Origin of the sequence: Geomesophilobacter sediminis (assembly GCF_016458275.1) — a bacterium.
Classification (GTDB): Bacteria; Desulfobacterota; Desulfuromonadia; order Geobacterales; family Geobacteraceae; genus Geomesophilobacter; species Geomesophilobacter sediminis.
Genome location: NZ_JAEMHM010000020.1, coordinates 101,457 through 121,601, shown reverse-complemented (window position 1 = coordinate 121,601; position 20,145 = coordinate 101,457). Strand labels below are relative to the sequence as shown.

Here is a 20,145-nt window from a genome sequence, read left to right as displayed (position 1 = left end):
AATCCATATTTTTCGGTACGTTACAGCAATTCCGAGAAAAGCGAGTGGGTAAAGATGCCTTTTGGGCAACAGGCCGTAAAGACCTGACCCTCTGAGCCACAGCCAATACATGGATGATAGTACCAGTTTGAGCGGGTTTCCTTCCTCATAGGAGCGAGAGGATGACAAAGACACTGACACTGCATCGACCCGACGGAACGTTGATCACATGCTGGGAGGACTGGACACGCCCCAAGAGAGAATACCAGTGGAAGGAAGGTCGCAGTGCCATGGAGCTTGCAAAAGCGTGGTTCCGGGAAGAGACGTTATCGGTTCCAACGGAGCTTGAATCGCTACTCCTATCGATCCCTTGGCTCCGAGGGGTGAAGCTGCTGACTGGAGTACCTGAGAAGGTAACCCGCCTCCCTCAACGTGGCGAAGGGCGAAACCATGATCTCGCTTTGATAGGTCAGACTACGGACCACGGGCTCACGGTGTGCATCGAAGCCAAAGCAGACGAAGCGTTCGGCAATGAGACCGTATCTGAATATTGGCAACGGGCGATGAAGCGCCGAGTGTGTGAGATTTCTACCAAGGCTCCAGAGAGGATTCAGGCTCTCCTTCAGATGGTCGGACACACTGAGGCGCCAACAGAATGGAACTGGGGCGCAGTGAGATACCAGTTGTTGGCTGCCATATGCGGAACAGCGCTTCAAGCAAAGCTCGATTCGTCCTCTATAGCCCTCTTTGTAGTTCATGAGTTCCAAACCAACCTGACGTTCGAAGAAAACCTCATTCGAAACCACCGCGACCTCGAAATGCTTGTTCAGACGTTGTCCTCAGACGCGATCACCGTGGAACCGAGTTGCCTCTACGGTCCTTTCCAGATCGACGGGGTAGCATGCTTCGTAGGAAAGATCGTAGCGGCCTGATGCAACCCTGAAGAAGTGAAGCTGCTGACTTCTGCGCTTGGAGCTAGAACAACATGGATTCAACGACATGGACGGCGATGATCTCAGCAGGTACGGCTGTTGTAGTGGTCTCGTTGACGAACTTCTTCACTCGACGTCGCGAACATGAAGCAGACTGGCGGAAGATGAAACTGGACCGTTATCGTGAATATATTTTGGCGTTGTCTGGAATCGTGAAAGAGCGCGGCAGTGCTGAGGAGCATGCTCGGTACGCAGATGCTGTAAATAGTCTTCATCTTGTAGCACCACCTGCGGTCCTACGTGCTCTTGACTCATACCTCCAACAGACCTCATCTCGAACCCCTGACCCGAACAACACTCGACACGACGAGCTACTCGGTGTCCTGATAAGGGAGATGAGAAAGGATTTACAACCATCGTATCGTTGGGGAGATGAGGATCTCGCTTTCCGTTTGCTTGGGGTTCCTACTTCACCATGAAGCTGCAATTGCCGCAGGGAGGCTACGAAACGACGATGGGTGCGAACGAATCTCTCAAAGGCGTGGACGAATGGATGCGGCAGCTTCGAGAAATCGGCAATTCGGCTGCCGAATTTATTCAGCAGTTGTCAGCCGTAGAAACACAGGCGATAAACAGTTTTCGACCAATTTTTCTCGCAGCCGTCGAATCTGTCCAAAGGTTGCCCGAAGACCTTCGAACTGTAATATCAGCTCTTGCTGGACGAGGTTGGTACATATCCTCAGAAATGGACATGGGATTCATTCGAGAGCTTCAGGCGGAAATAGAATCATGTAATTTAGCCGAAGTCGATAAAATGATGGAGTCTTGGATAGCTTCGAATGCCAAGGATATTGAAACCCGAGCTGTGGACCGCTTTTCAAATCGTGCTCACATCATTTCATCTGCCTTGCGTGCGCATAGAGATGGCTACTTTGAACTTTCGGTGCCAGTCCTTCTAATCCAAGTTGAGGGTATGTGCCTTCAGGAGTTCAATACCAAGTTCTATTCAACCAGAAAGGGAATTCCTCAAACGAAGGAGCTGGTTGAATCGATCAGCACTGGACCTATTACTGATGCTTTTCTGTCCCCTCTTTGTCAACCATCGGGTTTGACGGCAAGTGAGGGCTATAGGTCTTGCTTTCCTAACTCCCTAAACCGTCATGAAATTCTACATGGAACCAGCACGGATTACTGTACCTTCGCAAATAGCCTCAAAGCCATGTCGCTTATGGAATTTTTCGTAAGCATCGTCGTGCAAGAACAGCGTATCCCTAAGCATTAGAAAGCCACTTCGAGCGGGTATAATGGACGCATACGCCGGAATTGACATCGCTTTCGCAAAAAAGAAACTCTTACCAGTCTCGGTTTGTGCCTGGCGGGACGGCGTCCTTGAGCCACTCCCCCTCAGGAGCGCCACTGCACCACTTCCCCCTCAAGGCTCGGGGAACGCGAAGATTCTCGATGATGCAATCGTAAAGGAATTTGCCGAGTTGACCGTTCGGTATCTTCGAGATGTGGAGCGCACCTTTGGCGTGACGATCCGAAGAATTGCCATCGATGCTCCCAGCGATCCGAAAGTAAACGGCGCTACTCGTCGTGAAGCAGAGAAAGGATTGGACCGGAAGAAGATCAGTTGCATTTCCACACCCAACGCCAACCAGTTCGGTAAGATCCGAGACAAAGCCAAAGCCCACCTCGCCAATGGTGGCGAGGAATCGAGACTGCCACATGCGAACCAGTTGTGGATGCTGGTCGGGTTTGACCTTTTTCGCCGACTCCGCCAAGAGTGGGAATGTCTTGAGGTTTTCCCTCAGGCAATCGCAGTGACTCTAGGAGCGAATGGTGTCCACAAAACCAAAGAAGAGGGACTCTTGTCGCAGTTGTCAGCAGCTGCGCGGTTCACAGGCTGGCCGACCATCCCAGACCCACGGTGCCTGAATCAGATTGGGTATGGACGACACCATGACAACCTCGACGCCTACTTAGCAGCTTGGGTCGCCAGTCTGGATGTAAAGGATCGTGAGCCGATTGGGATTCCTCCGAATGATGTGATCTGGGTTCCGAGGGTGCCAGTGGAACAACAAATCCAGCAAAAGATGGCAAGATCGTGTAATTGGTCGCAGCAATTGCAACAAGTTGCTACAGAATGGAAAATGGCGATGGCCGGTACTGATCGAGTTGCACAGGAACCCTTTCTGGGTGATCGCCCTTTCGGAAAGTTCGTATTTACTGAGCATGCTGGATCTTGGAGCGATTTTCAGAAGTGGGTGGATGGGATGGAAGGATCATGGGGTTTTCGTGGACAGCGTGAATCTTCATGGTCCCTTGAGACCTCTCTTGATCGGGCAGTCAGAGTAGAGTATGAGAATGGCTACCACCATCTCGACCGCGACTCTGAGCAAGACGAGCTGCTCTTTCGTTTCCGGCAGCAAGCTCACCACTATATTAGCCACTTCCCCGCCGTTGAAGATCTTGCCAGTTGGCTGGCCATCATGCAACATCACGGTGTTCCGACCCGGCTACTGGACTGGACGAAATCCGCATACGTGGCTTCGTACTTTGCTTTCCTTGAAGAACCGTATGAGGAGACGTGTGCCGTCTGGGCAATCAATTTAGATTGGATTGATAGCCGAGGTCATGAGCTGGTCAGTTTGGAAACCGTGATTTCGGTGATGCAGAGCATTCAGACCAATGGTGGCAATCGGTACAGTTCGATTCCGCTTACCAAAGAGCCAGTCATCGTTAAGGTTGATCCATTACGGGCTAACCAACGGATGATTGCGCAACAAGGGTTTTTCTTGTGCAGGTTGCTTCATGAGGCTTCATTCTGCCAGACTCTGATGCGAATGATTATGACCCCTGAAGTGCCAAATGTTCCGGTTCTGAAAAAACTAACCGTCGATAAGAACCTGAGAATTGAGTTTTTGAAAAAATTACGAGAAATGAACATTCATGCCGGGTCACTCTTCCCGGGACTGGACGGCTTTGCACAATCGCTCAGACATGAGTTGGAGATCAAGGTCGATGATGCACGTCAAGTTGATGAAGACGAAGCGGGGGACATGTAGCGTTGAGGCTCGGAGGATCTGGCTGAACTTGGAGCTGGTCAAGAAGCCGATCTATTGCTTGGAGTACATCATCGTTCACGAACTGGTCCACCTACTTGAACTGCTGCACACGGACCGTTTCACGGCGTTGATGGATCAACCGATGTGGTGGCAGTACCGGGAAGAGCTGAACCGAGCGCCGCTGGCGCAGGGCGGTTGGGAGTATTAGATATGGACTCGCGGAAGTATCATTTACCTCTAGAAGCTATCTTCGCTCCAGATGCAGATGGCCAGAGGAAAAGCGGAAGGCTATGGACTAGGACAGGACGTGGGGTCAGGTTCGACATACGGACATTTGGATGAGATGTCGAAAGAAGAGCCCGCTTTCTTTTATTGAAGCGGGCTCTTTGCTTCGGTGGTTGGCGGTGGGCACGGAGTGCCTACCCTATGCTTTAAAAAGCTGGAGCTTTGAAAAGTGGTGCGATCCCAAGGTGGACCTTGGGATCGAGGGCGAATCCCGATGCATCATGGGGGCCGTTCATCGTGGAAGGGTAGGGGATGTCGCGTTTGGTGCCTCAACGCGACCTACGAAGCTGATCTTCTCCGATATGTCTATCATCAAAAATATGACCAACTGGTTTAGTGCTGTGTTACAATGGGTGGCCCTTCGGATCTCCTTGTGTCTATCCTTTTTTGTTCAACTGAATATGCCGCAAGTAGTTTCAGCGCCTCTTCTTTTATCGGGAGTCTGCCCATGACATTCACTAACCGGATTGCGGTCGCTGACAAGCTCCAGCAGGAGATCAACCAACATCGTCCTTTGCAGGGGCAGCCGCTTAAACAGTTACGGGAGTACTTCCGTATCGGTCTCACCTGGGCGAGTAACGCCCTGGAAGGAAACAGCCTCACCGAGACCGAGACCAAGGTGGTCATCGAGGATGGCATCACCATTGGCGGCAAGCCACTTAAGGACCATTTCGAGGCGATCGGCCACGCTGAGGCCTTCGACTACCTGCAGAAACTCGCCCGTCGCAAGAAGATCGACGAACGGGACATCCTGAAGTTGCACAAGCTCTTTTACTACCGCATCGATGAGGCCAATGCCGGCCGCTACCGAAAGCAGAACATCATCGTCACCGGAACAGACTTCGTATTCCCCGCACCGAGTGAAGTGAAGGTGCTGATGGCGGGGTTTGCAAATGACATCCCCCGCCTTCGGGCAGAGAAGCATCCCATCGAGTTCGCGGCGCTCCTGCACACTCGGCTGGTTACCATTCATCCCTTTGTCGACGGCAACGGCAGGGCCGCGCGGCTTCTGATGAATCTCGCGCTACTCCAGGAAGGCTACCCGGTAACTATCATTCCGCCGGTGCTGCGCAGCGAATACCTGGCGGCGGTCCGGGAGAGTAACACCGGAAACGATGCTCCATTTGTCGATCTCCTTTCCAGCATGGTCTGGGAAAGCCAGAGGGATTATCTGCGTCTGCTGCAGAGTCTTGAGAGGAAATAGCAGAGCGAAAAGCCCTTCATCGTTGAACGTTTGAGAAAAACGAGAGCCCGCTTCCTGGCACGGAGGCGGGCTCTTTTTTTGGTGTTTGCCGCGTGGGCACGGGTGCCCACCCTACGCTTTACCGAAGCTGAAGCTTGGAAATCGGCTTGATCCCACGGTCTATCTGGGAAACTAGTGGGAATCCTGTTGCATCGTCGAGGGGGAGGCAGATGTCGCGTTTGGTGCCTCCAACGCGACCTACGAGGCTTGCGTTGCTCATTGGATTCTTACCGGGAGTCTGATAGCTGCCCCGATTACCACCAGCTGAAGAACGAGTATGGCGGCGAAGGGTATAAAAAAGGAATGGGGGCCGTGGACATTATGAAGTTCCTCGGAAAAGGTCAGGACTATGGCGAGGGTGGTTGTCGCTATCGGGCCGCCGAGCCTCTGCACGATGTTGATGGCGGTCGCTGCCAGGCTGAGTTTGCTTTTGGGAACCGATGCGTAAGCGGCCGCAAGTGATGGAATACCGGTAGCGCCTTGACCTAAACCCCGCAGATACAATCCCGCCAGGGCAAGCGGCATCGAAAACCCCGCCTGCGCCATCCAAAGAAACGGGAGGGTGCCGACCAGATTGAGTAATACCCCGCCCGTCGCTACCGCCCGGCATCCGAACTTTTCCGTCAGAAACCCCATAAAGGGATAGCTGCACAGCATTCCGATTCCCATCGAGGTGAGCACCCATCCGGCTCCCGTCGGAGAGAGTCCCGCCCCCGAGATGAGGTAAAGCGGCAGGAGAAACTGTCCGGCGAACAGGATGCCATTGGACAGAAACTGGGTGATCGCGGCGGTGGAGAAGGTGCGAATCCTGAAGAGCTCGAGGTCGATGAGTGCCTTCTCTTTTTTTCGCAGCGCCAACCAGATAAAGGAGCCGAGTAACAGTAGGCCCAGAGCCAGAAAAAACGGCGATTGATGGTGGGCGAACTGCTCCAGACCGTAGAGGGTGCAGGATAGCCCCGGCGATAACAGCAGAAATCCCGGGAGATCGAAGGGGCGTTTGCGGATCAGCGATTCGTCATGGGGAAGAAGTGCCGCCGCCAGGGCAACTGCCAGGATGCCGACCGGGAGATTGACGTAGAAAAGCCAGGGCCAGCTGGCGTGTTTTAAAATGGCTCCTGCGAGGGGAGGGCCGAGCAAGGGCGCAAGAAGGACCGGCGCCGAGGCGTAGCCGACCACTCTCGCCATCTGCCTTCCGGCAACCCGGGCCATCATCAGTTGCGTCAGCGGCGTCAAAAGTCCGCCTGCTAACCCCTGAACGATGCGGGCCGCGACGAGCTGCTGCATCGTGTGGGCCGCACCGCACAGAAAAGATGCCGCAGTAAAGGAGGAAAAGCAGAAGAGGTAGAGTCTCTTGGTTCCAAAACGGTCCACCAGCCAGCCGTTGACCGGGAGAATGAGGGCCAGCGCCAGGAGGTAGCCGCTGATGATCCACTGCGTTGCGGAAAGTGAGGCATGCAGATCTTCCCTGATGGAGGAAAGCGACACGTTGACAATGGTCGCATCCATCTGGGTCATGAACGGGGCGAGGATCACCACGGCGATTATTTGCCACGCCTTCGAATCAAGCTTCTCCGGTAAAGAAAGCTCGTTACCTGCCATCGTTGCGGCTTCCGTGCTCATTTAAGGTCCTTCTTCGGTCAGCTCCGCCACCGTCGTGACGATGGCTTGGCGTGGAAATACCTTTTCGGTGAGAACCCGATGAACTTCCTGGTCGGCATCGAAGCAGGCGTCTTTGAGGATGATGCTTCGGTAATCGAGGTCGAACGCCCGCCTGAGCGTGGAAAGAACGATGCCGCTGGTGGAAATTCCAAACAGCACCAGGTGATCGATGCCGCGGGCGCGGAGCATGAGGTCGAGATGGTTTTCGGAGAAGGCGCCGACCCGCTGCTTGTAGACGATGGGGTCGCCGGGCTCCAGGATCCCGCTGTGGAACTCGGCGGAAGGGGTCCCCTTCACGAACAGATTGTTCTGTTTCACCATCAGAAAGGGCGATTCGAAATCGGGAATTTCCGGGTGACCTTCGGAGAAACCGAGGCCGACGTGGATCACGAGGAATCCCTTTTCTCGGGCGAAATTCACCGCCTTCGTGGCGGAGGTAACGGCAGCCTCGGCGTTCGGGGCCATTGCCACGATGCCATTTTGGATATCGAGCGTGAGAAATGCGGTCTTTTGCGGGTCGAGCTTCATCTTTACTCCCGTTGCGTCTGGTCGGTGGTGGTTAGGGCTACTTCTCCATCCTTTTGGTGCCGCAGGCAATCAGTGGCAGCAGCAGGTGAAGGAGAGTTGCCGCCGTGAAATTTGCCAAAATGGCGAGCCGATTGAATCGAGATCAGGATGCCTCCAACTCCGAAGGCCGCCACGTCGGCTGGAGCATGGATATCAAAATGCCCAACATGCAACGTGAGGAGGTAACCTGCGCCGATGTTCAGCCATCCCCACAAGACGTTCACGGTAGATGATGAAAGTCCTTTCCCCGGAGGCTTGGCAAATGGGCTTTGGAAAGACCTGCCCATTAATCCGCTAACCAGGTGCGGGATAGAATTGGCGAGAAACATCCCGCCGAAGAAATAAGAGATATGGATCGCGGTCATGGTTTCTCCTGGTTGCCTGTTCCGAAAACGGGTCGGTATCCGTCACTTCCCCTTCGTTTGTGTCTATCCGCAGTCGTCATGACCTTTCCGCCATCCGTTTCATGATTTCCCCGGCCTGAAAAAGTACCGCCCGTTCTTTCTCGTCGAGTTGGGAGAAGGCCTCGGACAGCCAGTGCTGTTTTGCCTCTTTGAGGCTCTTTCGCATTGCCGTTCCTTTCTCAGTCAGCGCGATATTGATCTGGCGGCCGTCGCTGGAGTGAGCCTTTCGTTCCACCAGTCCCATCGTTTCCAGCGATGCTATGGCGGTACTCATCGACTGCGGCTTGATCCCCTCGGCGCGGGCGAGAGCGGCTGTGGTCGTCGGGCCATCTTTCTCCAGACGGGAAAGAACCGCTTTCTGGGTCCAGGAAAATTCCTGGAATTCGCGCGGGGCATCGGCGCGAACCCGCCGCACAATCAGTCCAATGGCCAAAACGAAATCTTCGATCGTATTTACCGCTTTATTTTTTCTGGTCATGAACATGACAGTAAAACTTATCAGGTAAACTGTCAATTTTAAAATTTGGGGCGGTGCGCGACCGGAACGTACCGTCGTAACTACGTCAACCCTGAGTGCTCACCTTCGGCATGCCACCGGAGTGGCAACCATGGGGCATGAGGCGCTAAGCGATCGTTGTGGGCCGATTAATGGCTGGGTATTCCTGCATTTCCTCGGGGGGAGGTGTAGACTCTCAAAAGCAAAGTTAAGCCTATCCCTTGACATAACCCTCTTCGGAACAAGGAGAAGATGTCCATGCCGCACGTTTCCCAAGAGTCCCACCGAGGTGGCCGTACCGGATGGCTTCGCGCTGCCGTGCTCGGTGCCAATGACGGGACCATCTCGGTGGCAAGCCTGGTCGTCGGTGTCGCGGCTTCCGGTGCTCCCCATGGCAGTATCCTGATAACCGGCGTGGCGGGGCTGGTGGCCGGCGCCATGTCCATGGCGGCGGGGGAGTATGTGTCGGTAAAGTCTCAGGCCGATACCGAAAATGCGGACATCGAGAAAGAAAAGCGCGAACTGGAAACGGAACCGGAGAGCGAATTGATCGAGTTGACATCGATTTATGTCGGCCGAGGACTCGATGAGCCGCTGGCACGACTCGTAGCCGAAAAGCTCATGACGAGCGATGCCCTTGGAACGCATACCCGCGATGAACTTGGCATTTCGGAAACCACACGGTCAAGGCCGATCCAGGCTGCGATCACCTCCGCACTATCTTTTGCCGTGGGGGCGGCCATCCCGTTTGCCGCGGCGTTACTGGCACCTTCGACTCGGGTTGGCGAAGTTACTTCGGTGACGGCACTCGTTGCTTTGATTGGTCTTGGGGGAACCGCGGCCTATGCTGGTGGGGCACCCGTTGCCAAGGGGGCATTGCGGGTCGCCTTTTGGGGCGCACTCGCCATGGCGATCACGGCAGGTGCCGGTCGGTTGTTCGGAGCCGCGGTTTAGGGGGATGGGGCTCAAAGGGCCAAACTCAGAACATCCTGAGAGTCGAGCCTACGCATTTGACGATGTTTAAAGAAAGAGCCCGCTTTCTTGCCTGAAAGCGGGCTCTTTACTTCGGGGCAGGGGAGGGGCTTCCCGTTACACTGAGGGACGCTGCTCGCCCCAAACCCGCCGGCAATTCCGGCGCCGCTTTTATTTGGTAAGGCCCTGGCCTTGGCAATTGGGGCACGTTACTTGGCCGGTTGCTTCGCATCTCTGGCATTGATCCGCGAAGACGCCGCCTACCGGTATCAGGGACGGATTGTACGTGCCCGTTCCATCACACGTTGAGCATTCGATCACTCCATTCCCTGCGCATCTCGGACAAGTCGTCATGTTGTCGTACCTCCCTTGTTGGTCGCCTAACTCATTATAGTCCTATGTTTTTTATGACCGGGCCTTAAATGATGGTAGACCTTCCGGCGCACGTCTCGTCCCTCACGTCGCAAGCTTGGCTCTTTGGCCTGCGGCAGCCCCTCACCCCGTCCCTCTCCCGGAGGGCGAGGGAGGTAAGGTCTTGTTGCAATAAGTAACCGGACAACGCTGCCCATCCCTTTGCCAAAGGGGGATATCAATGCCGGATACTGTTTTGGGAACTCCGTTAGATTGAGCCGCGATGTGGGGCGCGCGTATAATCGGAGGTGTGAAGGTGGCTTGTTTTCAACAGCGGCAATCAGGAGCTCAGCCATGGAAGTACGGGAGGAGTGCACGATGGACAGAGAAGAGGTGGCAGCTGAGACGAAAGGGGTTACGGTCGAGTCACTGGCAACGGTTGACCTTGGGCCCGAGATCGAGGGGATGGCTGGACGGCAGCTTCGCATGCGTATGGTGACGATCGAACCGGGTGGCGTTTTCGGCCCGATTCACGACCATAAAGACAGGCCGGGCACCGTCTACATTCTGCAAGGCACCATTACCGACCATCGAAATGGAGTCGCCACCGAGTATGGGCCCGGAGTGGGCTGGCCCGAGGATAGGAACACCCTCCATTGGCTTGAGAATCGGGGAACAATACCGGCGGTGGAGATCTCGGTCGACATAGTCAGGCAGGAGTAAGGGGGGACCCGACATCTAACATTAGGACGACCCCACTGCTTAGCTGGGAAAGAAAAGGGGGCAGGAGAGCTTTGGTTTTGGTATGGTTACGATAATGGTTTAATTAAAATGATAAAGCTTTGCGGTGAAGCTCCGATGAGGTTCGTATGTGGGGAATCCTTGATCCTTTAGGAGGGGCAATGTTTACGAACATGCGAATCGGGGCCAAATTAACCGGTGGGTTCATGGCGGTTTCTCTCGTTGCATTGGTAATAGGCCTGTTTGGCTATTTCCACATTCACACGCTCGACGATGCCGACACCTTCCTGTATGAGAAGTGCACGGTGCCGCTCGGGGAGTTATCCGATGTGACCGAAGGCTTCGAAAGATCGCTCGCGCATATCGCTTACATTGCCATAGAGAAACGATACGCTCCCGACTACGTGAAAGTCGTAGATAATGACTTGGCGCAGATCGATAAAGCACTCAAGGGGTACAAGAGCACTCTCATCGACGCCGAAGATGAAAAGATGTACAAACAGTTGCTGACTCAGTTCGACGCGCACAAAAAGTACGTGGAACAGATGAAGTCTCTCGGCCAAGCCGGGAAGTTCGACGAGATGCTCGCCCTGCGAGAAGCGAACCTGAAGGGAGTTGATGAGACGCGCACCTTGGTACAGAAGGTGTTCGATCTGAATCTGAAAGCCGCCAAGGATACCTCGGAGAAAAATGCGGTTGACGCCACCAGGTCGGGCCGGCTCATGATCGGCGCCGCGCTCCTTGGCGCGGTCCTGGCCTTCCTGCTGGGGCTTATCATCTCCAGATCCATTACCGCTCCGTTGCATCTTCTGGCTGGCCAGGCACGCCAGGTTGCCAACGGCGATTTGACCGTGGCGATCTCCTATCGTTCGGGGGATGAGGTGGGACATCTGAGCGAGGCATTCAGCGACATGACCGAAGGGCTCAAGATCATCCTGCGCCAGGTCGCCGATTCTTCGCAACTGGTTGCGACGGCGGCCAATCAACTTGAATCGACTGCGGAACAGATCGCCACCGGAGCGGAGGAGGTGGCCGCCCAGGCGGGCACCGTTGCCACTGCGGGTGAGGAAATGGCCGCCACCTCGGGTGACATCGCCATGAATTGTCAGCAGGCTGCTTTAGGAGCCCAGAATGCCGCCACAACGGCGGGAAACGGTGCCGCCGTCGTGGATCGGACCATCACGGTCATGGCCCAGATTGCCGAAAAGGTACAGCAGTCGGCGGACACCGTGGCAAGCCTCGGGCAAAGGAGCGACCAGATCGGACAGATCATCGGAACCATCGAGGATATCGCGGACCAGACCAACCTTCTTGCCCTCAATGCCGCTATTGAGGCCGCACGAGCCGGGGAGCAGGGGCGCGGATTCGCCGTCGTTGCCGACGAAGTCCGCGCCTTGGCCGAGCGGACCACCAGGGCCACCAGGGAGATCGGCGATATGATCAAGGCCATACAAAGCGAGACAAAAGGGGCCGTCGATGCGATGCAACAGGGGGTTCATCAAGTTGAGGCGGGAACTGTGGAGGCAGCGAAGTCAGGGGAGGCGCTCCAGGCGATCCTGAGCCAGATCCATGATGTCGCGATGCAGGTGAACCAGATTGCCACCGCCGCAGAAGAGCAGACCGCCACCACCAGCGAGATATCCAGCAACCTTCAGCTGATCACCGAAGTCGTGCAGCAGACCTCACAGGGGGCGACGGAATCGGCCGGGGCTGCAGCAAAACTGAGCCAAAATGCGGAAGAGATGCTGACGGTGGTGACGAAATTCAAGCTATAAAACATTCTTCTCAGGAGACCACCTCCCTGGGGCTGGGGCAACGCTGGTAACATCTTCCAACGCCCCGGGAAGACGGCGGAAAAAAAGGGGACGGCAACTTTTATGACAAAGTTGTCCGTCCCCTTTCATTTTTCCTGCCTGATGCCCCTTGGGAGGCACCCCCAGGTGCCCCCGATGTCTCTCAACGTAGAGCCGCTTCGATATCCTTTCTCAGGCTTTCCGGCGTGCTCGTCGGGGCGTAGCGCGCTCGTACCGTTCCCTGCCGATCGACCAGAAACTTGGTGAAATTCCACTTGATCCCCTCACTCCCGAGCAATCCTTTTGCTGCACTTTTCAGATACTGGTACAGCGGCGCGGCACCTGGTCCGTTGACGTCAATCTTGGCGAACAGGGGAAAGGTTACGTCGTAGGTGAGCGAACAGAAGCTCTGGATCTCCTTGATATCCCCGGGCTCCTGATCGCCGAACTGGTTGCAGGGAAAGCCGAGCACCACGAAGCCCTGCGAGGCGTAGCTGCGGTACAGCGCTTCAAGGCCTTGGTACTGAGGGGTAAAGCCGCATTTGCTCGCGGTGTTGACGATCAGCATGACCTGGCCGCGATATTCGGCCAGGGTCTTGATCTCACCGCTGGCACTCTGCACAGGAATTTCATAGATGCTGGACATGGCGATGCTCCTCCTTATTCATCGGTCGGTTTTGCCACCGGTATCAGGACCTCGTTGCGGCGCAGGAATGGGAGGGTGAAGGGCGGATTGTACCGGGCCCATACCGGTTCGCCCGTGATCACGAGACCGTTTTCCCGAATCCAGTTTTCCAGTTGCGTTTTGTGGTCGAGGTAGTTCTTTTCGCTCCAGGTCCCCGAATAGCGGACCGCTGCCATCCTCCGGGACGGAACTTGGCGCAAGATGATGCTGCTGTCGTTGGGAACGGGTAGCGTCTCCACCGTGTAGCTGGCCGGCATCGTGAAACTGACGGTCCATTTCCCCGCTGACGCTTCTTGGCTCACCGGCGCCGTCATGGCGATCTTTTCCCCGGATTGCTCCTGTGATACCGGGGCTGTCATGGCAATCGAACTGCGGGACTGATTGGCGCCGGAGATGTAGTTGAAGAGGCGCCGGAAGGCTTTGTTGCCGGCATCTTCGAGAGTGCTGTCAACCAGGATCTCGGCAAGTATCTGCGGCTCGTAGTCGCGCAGTTCGAAGATCCCGGAGGCCTTAACGACGGTGTAGGGTGCTTCTTCAGTTGCCATTGCCTGTTCTCCCGTTCCTGGATTGATCAGAAATCCCCTGGTAGCTTCGATATTAAGTCAGATTCGGTGCAAAACAAAGCTCGAACCGCGGAGGACGCGGAAGGGACAGAGGAAAAACGTGCCACGAGGGGACAGGTGCAGGGTGGTGAAGGTGCAGAACGCGCCGGGGAATGGCTGGTTGGGTGCTGGGGTGGGAAGCTGGAACTTCCCTAAGGTTGTGAGCGCTCCCAAGGTGGACCTTGGGAACGGGAGAAAAACATTAAAGCGTCCGCAGATGGACGCTGATGAACGCCGATGAGGGCGGGGTGGGGGACCCCTCGGGGGGAATCGCGACAGGGATGTCGCTCCTGCAGTTGGAGAAACGGTAACGCTTCGGTTGTATTTAACCCGCGGAAAATGCTATGCTTTTTTCTATCGTTTCGATTCGGAGGTAGTCCAAGATGATAAAGCGGCAGGTACGGGGGGGAGACCTCAACCTGATTGTTTTGTTGCGTCATGACCTGGCGCAATACCAGGTGCATAGGTCGCGGCCTCATGCATGGAGAAATATCGCTCTGGTTCTGGTTTTCATTACCGCTACGGTGGCTGCGGCCCTGATCTTCCAGGAGGTTTAACCGGACCGGCGTCGGGAGTCTCAACGCAAAAAGCGCCCTTCAATTCAGCTGGAATTGAAGGGCGCTCTTGTTTCCAAGAAAAAGAGGCTTACGCTCCGCGGAAATCGTGCCGGGAAGATGCCTTACTCTGGTTGCGGATGCGGAGATTACCAAGCTGGAGCTTGGGACGGCATTGCGTCCCCAAGGTGGACCTTGGGAACGAGAGAGGAAAGGACGGTGAGGGCCGCTTCGGGAAGAGGGGAGGAGGTCCCGGCTCAGCAGGGGAAAATCGCGCCCAGAAGGGCGCTCCCACAGTGCGGCAGAAGAGCTTCCGGCACAGTGGCCGGCAATCTGCGGAATAGGGCCCGTTGGCGGCAATTTGGAATCGGGCCCGATGGCGGCAATTTGGAATCGGGCCCGTTGGCGGCAATTTGCAGAATCGGGCTCAAGGGCGGCAATCTGCGGAATCGGGCCCGAGGGCGGCAATCTGCAGAACGCCTGGTTTTACGGTTACAGGTACGGCTTGGTCGTCTCGATGAATTGCTGGAAGGATTGATCGAGCTCGTCGAGCAGCGGCTGTACTCCGTCTAGTGTCCCGGCGCGGCCCAGGTCTTCGATGGTTGCTGAAATGTCCCTCATCCTTACCGCCGAGATGTTGGCGGACGCGCCCTTGATGGTGTGGGCTTTCAAAACGACCAGGTCCCGGTCGGATCCGGCATAGGCATCTTGCAAGGATTGGAGGTACTCGCCGGTGAGCCGGATGAACAGGCCGACCAAGGGGGGGATCATGGCTTCCTGGCCTCCCAGGCGTTTCATCAGGTCGTCCCAGTCGAAAACGTTCGGGTCTCCTATCGGTTGAGCGGTACCGGGCCGCAACTCGCCCGATGATTCCTCCCCCGGAACCGGCTTTGCCGATACCGGCTCCGCCGCTGATTCTGGAGAAGATACATGCTCGACCGGCAACTCTTCCAACTGTTCCTTTGCCTCGACGGCTCCTCCTGCCAATCGTTCCAGAAGGGCCACGACCTCGGCGGGCTGCGCCGGCTTGGCCAGGTAGTCATCGGCTCCCGCCTCGATGCATTTGTCCCGGTCTCCCTTTAAAGCGTAGGCCGTCATCGCCACGATCGGCGTCTTGCGTCCCGTCTGCTGCTCCAGGGCGCGAATCGCCCGCGTCGCTTCGTAGCCGTCCATGACCGGCATCTGCATGTCCATGAAGACGATGTCGAAGGTGCCGTTTCGGTAGAGCTCCACCGCCTCGCAGCCGTCGCACGCCTCGGCTACCCAATGGCCGTCCTTTTCCAGGATGATCCGTACGATTTCACGGTTTATTTCGACGTCGTCGGCGACAAGCACGCTACGGGGGCTCCGGTGCGCGCGGTCGGCACGGGAATTGGCCGGCTCGTCCAGGGCCAGTCCGCTTCCCTGAAGGATGGTCACCAGGGCATCGCGCAGCTCGTCGAGAATCACCGGCTTGGAGAGGTATCCTTCGACACCGAGCTCCCGGCAACGTTTGCCGCTTCGGACGCCGGCGCTTTGCATCATCACCATCTGCACGCCCTGATACGATTGGTGTTCGCGAACTTGCCGGGCCAACTCCCACCCGTCCAGTACCGGCATTACGATGTCGATGAGGAGCAGGCGGGGAAGACGGCCGCGCTTTTCCAGGGCAGCAAGTTCCGTCAACGCCTCCGATCCGTCCCGGGCCTGGTGCACCGACATTCCCCACCCCGTGAGCACTGAGGCGAGCATGTTGCGGTTGGTTGCGACATCGTCGATCACCATCACCGGTACGCCGGCCAAAAGCCCGCTTCCCTTGAGATCCTGGAGCGCTTCTCCCTGGCGCCTGAGCTTGACGGTAAAGGTGAAGCTGCTGCCGACGCCCGGCTCGCTTTCCAGGGAGATGGCTCCCCCCATAAGTCCGACCAGCCGCTTCGTGATGGCAAGCCCGAGTCCGGTCCCCCCGAAGCGCTTGGTGGAGGAGGCGTCTCCCTGCTCGAACGCATCGAAGATCCGGGGCTGCACTTCATGCGGAATGCCGATCCCCTGGTCGGTAACCCGTATGCGGAGCATCACGTCTTCTTCGGCCGATTCGACCAGGCTGGCCACGACCTCGATGGTGCCGCGGTCGGCGAATTTGACCGCGTTCCCCACGAGGTTGATCATCACCTGGCGCAGCCGGCCCGGGTCGCCCACCAACGCCTCCGGAACCTCGGGCGCCACATCGAAGACCACCTCCAGTCCCTTCTGGGCGGCGCGGGTGGAGATCATGCGCAAGGTCTGGCCCAGCATGCTCCGGAAATGGAACGGGGCCTCATCCAGATCGATCCTGCCCGCCTCGATCTTGGAGAAGTCCAGGATGTCGTTGATTATCTCGAGGAGGTTGTCCGCGGAAATCTTGATGGCGTTCAGGTAGTCCTTCTGTTCGTGGTCGAGCTCGGTGCCGCGCAAAAGTTCGGCCATCCCGATGATCCCGTTCATCGGGGTGCGGATCTCGTGGCTCATGTTGGCCAAAAACTCGCTCTTGGAACGGTTGGCTTCCTCGGCTCGGTGCCGAAGCTGGATGCTCAACGCCAGATCGGCCTCGCGCTGACGCATTGCCACGAAGAGGACCGCGATCCCCGATAAAAGAGCGGCAATACAGACGAGCGCGATGACGGCAATTCCATTGACCATGTGGCGCCAGTTGGTCAGGAAGAAGTCGCTGGTTACGGTGATGTTGACCAGGAGCGGGTAACGGGGCACGACGCGCGCGGCACCGAGGCGGTCGACGGGGCGCCCCCCCTCGGCAAATCGGGAGCCGTGCGTGTAGAGGACGCCGTTATCCAGTTTCATCTTCTGGACGATGGTGTAGGTTGTGCCGGTGGCGTTCACCTTGCCGATGAGGGAGTCATCCCGGGGCCAGCGAGTGAGGATGGAATAGTCGTTGCGGTAGAGGGTGACCGAGGAACCCTTGCCCAGGTTGAGTCCGAGCCGCTTGTAGAAATCGGTGAAGACATCGACCGAGGTGCCGACCAGGACCAGGCCGATCATCTCTCCGTTCCGGTTGTCGATGCGGCGGCTGATGTAAAAGACCCACTTGCCGTTGCCCTTGTTGCGGACGGCGGTGCTGATGAAGTTCGCGGCGTCGTGACTTTTGGCCTGGGCTTGGAAATAGTCGCGGTCGGTCAGGTTGATGGGGGGGGGAGGGAAGGATCGGGTGAAGTTGATGACGTCGCCGTTGGCGGCAACGATGGTCGCGACGTCGACTTGCGGAAGATGCTCCGTGTTTTCTTTCAGCAGGCGGAAAAACTGCGGCGTGGCCACAAGTTTCCGGAAGGATTCCGGAGTGTCGGCGCCGGCGGTGCGAACAGCTTCGGCAATGGTGTTGAGCGCCATGTAGGAGGAGGCCATGGTCTGCGAGGTATGCTCGGCCAGAAGCAGAGAGTTGTTGCTCATCTGCTTGCTCCAGACCTCGATCTCCCGGTTGCGCAAGACCACCGCGGCGATGACGGCCAGCGCCACGACGGCAAGCACCGAAAGCGCACCGAAGACGATCGTGAGCTGGCTGGCCGGGAATTTCCGCCATTTCTTATGCATGTGCCACGCTCCCTCAAAGGCTGTGCGTAGGATGATCCAGTACCTAATCATTTCTATCGGCGGGAGAGTGAGATTTCTTTAGCGATCTTCACCCTTTGGCATCGGTTAAATCGCAGCTGTTACTGCAGGGTTACGCATTGGCGTGGGAACTATGACTGGAGTGGGCAGGCCGGCTACCGCTACGAACGGAGGGGCATTTTCACACTGTTTTCGCTTTGCATTCACCTTGGGACATGGTAGTAAATGGCACCACAGCCAACCAACCAGAAAGCCCTTCAGCCGGAAGACTGAGGGGCTTTCCCTTAATTGATGCCGGAAACCATCTCGTTCCCAAGCTCCAGCTTGGGAACGTCAACGTTTCCGGAAGCTCCAGCTTCGCAGAATCTCCGTCACAAAGCTGGAGCTTTGAACGGCGGTTGCGTTCCCAAGTCGGACCTTGGGAACGAGGCTGATACGAAGGGTTGATGTCGCGTTTCGTGCCTCAACGCGACCTGCCGCTTTACCTTTTCCACGTGATGAACCGGGGCCTCCCCCGTAACTACTTCAGCTGATTCAGGAGGAAAGATGATGAAAGAACGAATTCTGCCGGTTCGGATCGGTTTGCTGGCGATGTTGATGCTGCTCGGCGGGTCGGTTGGCTTGGTCCCCCATGCCATGGCGAAGGACCTCGCGCCGTTGTCCATCACCCTCGAAGGTTATGCCTACCCGTACCCGGTGTCGTATCTCCCCCTCACCATCGAGCACCAGGACCTGCGCATGGCGTACATGGATGTTGCCCCGAACGGAGCTCCCAACGGCAGGACGGTCCTGCTGCTGCACGGAAAGAACTTTTTCGGCGCTTATTGGAAAGACACCATTCATGCCCTCTCCGCACAGGGGTATCGCGTCGTGGTGCCGGACCAGATCGGCTTCGGCAAATCGTCGAAACCGGACCTCCATTACAGCTTCCATCTGCTTGCCGCGAACACGAAGAAGATCCTGGACTCGTTGGGAATCAAGAAGGTGGTCGTGGTAGGGCATTCGATGGGGGGGATGGTGGCGACCCGGTTCACCTTGATGTACCCGGAAACGGTCAGCAAACTGGTGCTGGAAGATCCGATCGGCCTGGAGGATTACCGCACCCTGGTCCCTTACGCTCCACTGGAGGAGCTTTACCTCCAGGAGATGAAGGCGACCTCGGAGAGCATCTTTGCCTACCACAAGGGGTACTTCGTGAAGTGGAAGCCGGAGTACGGTGCGTCCGCCGAGGCGGCGGCGCGGCAGAAGTTGAGCGGGGAGTACCCGCGGCTCGCGCTCTCGTCCGCGGAGACCTACCAGATGATCTACGAGCAGCCGGTTTGCTACGAGTTCGGCCGGATTCGGGTGCCGACCCTGCTGGTGATCGGCCAGAGCGACCGGACGGTGGTTGGGAAGGCGCGGGTGCCCAAGGAGCTTCTCCCTAAGGCGGGGCAGTATCCCGAGTTGGGAAGAAAGACGGTCGCGCAGATTCCGGGGGCGAGGCTCATCGAGATCCCGTCGGTGGGGCACATCCCGCATTTGGAAGCGCCGGAGCGGTTCCACGCGGAGCTGCTTTCCTTTCTCCATGAATGAATAGGTCACGGATTACCGGTGGCGTTGCTTTTCACTGTGGGAGCGCCATTCCTGGCGCGAACCGCCGCAGGCGGTGACAGCAATGGTGGTTATTCGCGCCTGGAAAGGCGCTCCCACAGGGTAGGCTGCTTTTTGCTTGTTTGAGGAGGCCGATCTCGACGGAGTGGCGCTTTTTTTCTCACTTATGAAGGTGCTTTTTCACTGTGGGAGCGCCATTCCTGGCGCGAACCGCCGCAGGCGGTGAATGCAATGGTGGTTATTCGCGCCTGGAAAGGCGCTCCCACAGGGTAAGCTGCTTTTTGCTTGTTTGAGGGACGCGATCTCGACGGAGTGGCGCTTTTTGTCTCACTTATGAAGGTGCTTTTTCACTGTGGGAGCGCCATTCCTGGCGCGAACCGCCGAAGGCGGTGAATGCAATGGTGGTTATTCGCGCCTGGAAAGGCGCTCCCACAGGGTAGGCTGCTTTTTGCTTGTTTGAGGGAGGGGATCTCGACGGAGTGGAGCTTTTTTTCTCACTTATGAAGGTGCTTTTTCACTGTGGGAGCGCCATTCCTGGCGCGATCCGCCGCAGGCGGTGACAGCAATGGTGGTCATTCGCGCCTGGAAAGGCGCTCCCACAGGGTAGGCTGATTCCTTGCTTATTGGAGAGGCGATCGCGACAGGAAT

16 protein-coding genes are annotated in these 20,145 nt (G+C 56.8%); 9 read left to right on the top strand and 7 right to left on the bottom strand.

Annotated features, from left to right (window positions below):
• Nucleotides 1-161: 161 nt before the first annotated feature.
• From JFN93_RS20890 to JFN93_RS20870, 5 genes are all read left to right on the top strand, one after another.
• Nucleotides 162-911, top strand: a complete 750-nt coding sequence (locus JFN93_RS20890; RefSeq protein WP_199386085.1) for a DUF6946 family protein — start codon at nt 162-164, stop codon at nt 909-911.
• Between the two features lie 475 nt (nt 912-1,386).
• Entirely contained in the window at nt 1,387-2,193 is an 807-nt protein-coding gene (locus JFN93_RS20885) for a hypothetical protein (RefSeq protein WP_199386084.1), read from the top strand.
• Nucleotides 2,194-2,215: 22 nt separating this feature from the next.
• Entirely contained in the window at nt 2,216-3,979 is a 1,764-nt protein-coding gene (locus JFN93_RS20880; protein ID WP_199386083.1) for a DUF429 domain-containing protein, read from the top strand.
• Entirely contained in the window at nt 3,864-4,187 is a 324-nt protein-coding gene (locus tag JFN93_RS20875; RefSeq protein ID WP_199386082.1) for a YgjP-like metallopeptidase domain-containing protein, read from the top strand. The genes JFN93_RS20880 and JFN93_RS20875 overlap by 116 nt, the downstream gene beginning before the upstream one ends.
• Nucleotides 4,188-4,712: 525 nt before the next feature.
• Complete coding sequence (locus JFN93_RS20870) at nt 4,713-5,468, top strand: Fic family protein (protein ID WP_199386081.1); 756 nt, start codon at nt 4,713-4,715, stop codon at nt 5,466-5,468.
• 255 nt (nt 5,469-5,723) lie between these two features.
• Here JFN93_RS20870 and JFN93_RS20865 read toward each other — a convergent pair whose 3' ends face one another.
• From JFN93_RS20865 to JFN93_RS20850, 4 genes are all read right to left on the bottom strand, one after another.
• Nucleotides 5,724-7,127 (bottom strand): DHA2 family efflux MFS transporter permease subunit, encoded by a 1,404-nt coding sequence (locus JFN93_RS20865; protein WP_199386080.1) that lies wholly within the window; start codon nt 7,125-7,127, stop codon nt 5,724-5,726.
• Nucleotides 7,128-7,694 carry a cysteine hydrolase family protein gene (locus JFN93_RS20860; RefSeq protein WP_199386079.1) on the bottom strand — a complete coding sequence of 189 codons (567 nt, stop codon included), beginning with the start codon at nt 7,692-7,694 and terminating at the stop codon, nt 7,128-7,130.
• A 2-nt stretch (nt 7,695-7,696) separates the two neighbouring features.
• Nucleotides 7,697-8,098: a hypothetical protein gene (locus JFN93_RS20855; protein ID WP_199386078.1), complete on the bottom strand. Its 402-nt coding sequence runs from the start codon at nt 8,096-8,098 to the stop codon at nt 7,697-7,699.
• Nucleotides 8,099-8,174: 76 nt separating this feature from the next.
• Nucleotides 8,175-8,621, bottom strand: coding sequence for a MarR family winged helix-turn-helix transcriptional regulator (locus JFN93_RS20850; protein WP_199386077.1), 447 nt, complete (start codon nt 8,619-8,621; stop codon nt 8,175-8,177).
• A 270-nt stretch (nt 8,622-8,891) separates the two neighbouring features.
• Between JFN93_RS20850 and JFN93_RS20845 the strand changes: the two genes are divergently transcribed.
• From JFN93_RS20845 to JFN93_RS20835, 3 genes are all read left to right on the top strand, one after another.
• Nucleotides 8,892-9,587 (top strand): VIT1/CCC1 transporter family protein, encoded by a 696-nt coding sequence (locus JFN93_RS20845; protein ID WP_199386076.1) that lies wholly within the window; start codon nt 8,892-8,894, stop codon nt 9,585-9,587.
• 723 nt (nt 9,588-10,310) lie between these two features.
• Nucleotides 10,311-10,679, top strand: a complete 369-nt coding sequence (locus JFN93_RS20840; protein WP_199386075.1) for a cupin domain-containing protein — start codon at nt 10,311-10,313, stop codon at nt 10,677-10,679.
• 179 nt (nt 10,680-10,858) lie between these two features.
• Nucleotides 10,859-12,472, top strand: a complete 1,614-nt coding sequence (locus JFN93_RS20835) for a methyl-accepting chemotaxis protein (protein ID WP_199386074.1) — start codon at nt 10,859-10,861, stop codon at nt 12,470-12,472.
• 181 nt (nt 12,473-12,653) lie between these two features.
• Here JFN93_RS20835 and JFN93_RS20830 read toward each other — a convergent pair whose 3' ends face one another.
• The 3 genes from JFN93_RS20830 to JFN93_RS20820 all read right to left on the bottom strand — a co-directional run bounded on the left by JFN93_RS20830 (nt 12,654) and on the right by JFN93_RS20820 (nt 17,889).
• Nucleotides 12,654-13,136 (bottom strand): glutathione peroxidase, encoded by a 483-nt coding sequence (locus JFN93_RS20830; RefSeq protein WP_199386073.1) that lies wholly within the window; start codon nt 13,134-13,136, stop codon nt 12,654-12,656.
• 14 nt (nt 13,137-13,150) lie between these two features.
• On the bottom strand, nt 13,151-13,720 hold the full coding sequence (locus JFN93_RS20825) for an SOUL family heme-binding protein (protein ID WP_199386072.1): 570 nt from the start codon (nt 13,718-13,720) through the stop codon (nt 13,151-13,153).
• A gap of 1,103 nt (nt 13,721-14,823) precedes the next feature.
• Nucleotides 14,824-17,889, bottom strand: coding sequence for a hybrid sensor histidine kinase/response regulator (locus JFN93_RS20820; protein WP_199386071.1), 3,066 nt, complete (start codon nt 17,887-17,889; stop codon nt 14,824-14,826).
• 564 nt (nt 17,890-18,453) lie between these two features.
• Here JFN93_RS20820 and JFN93_RS20815 point away from each other — a divergent pair.
• Nucleotides 18,454-19,479 carry an alpha/beta fold hydrolase gene (locus JFN93_RS20815; protein ID WP_199386070.1) on the top strand — a complete coding sequence of 342 codons (1,026 nt, stop codon included), beginning with the start codon at nt 18,454-18,456 and terminating at the stop codon, nt 19,477-19,479.
• Nucleotides 19,480-20,145: the final 666 nt, after the last annotated feature.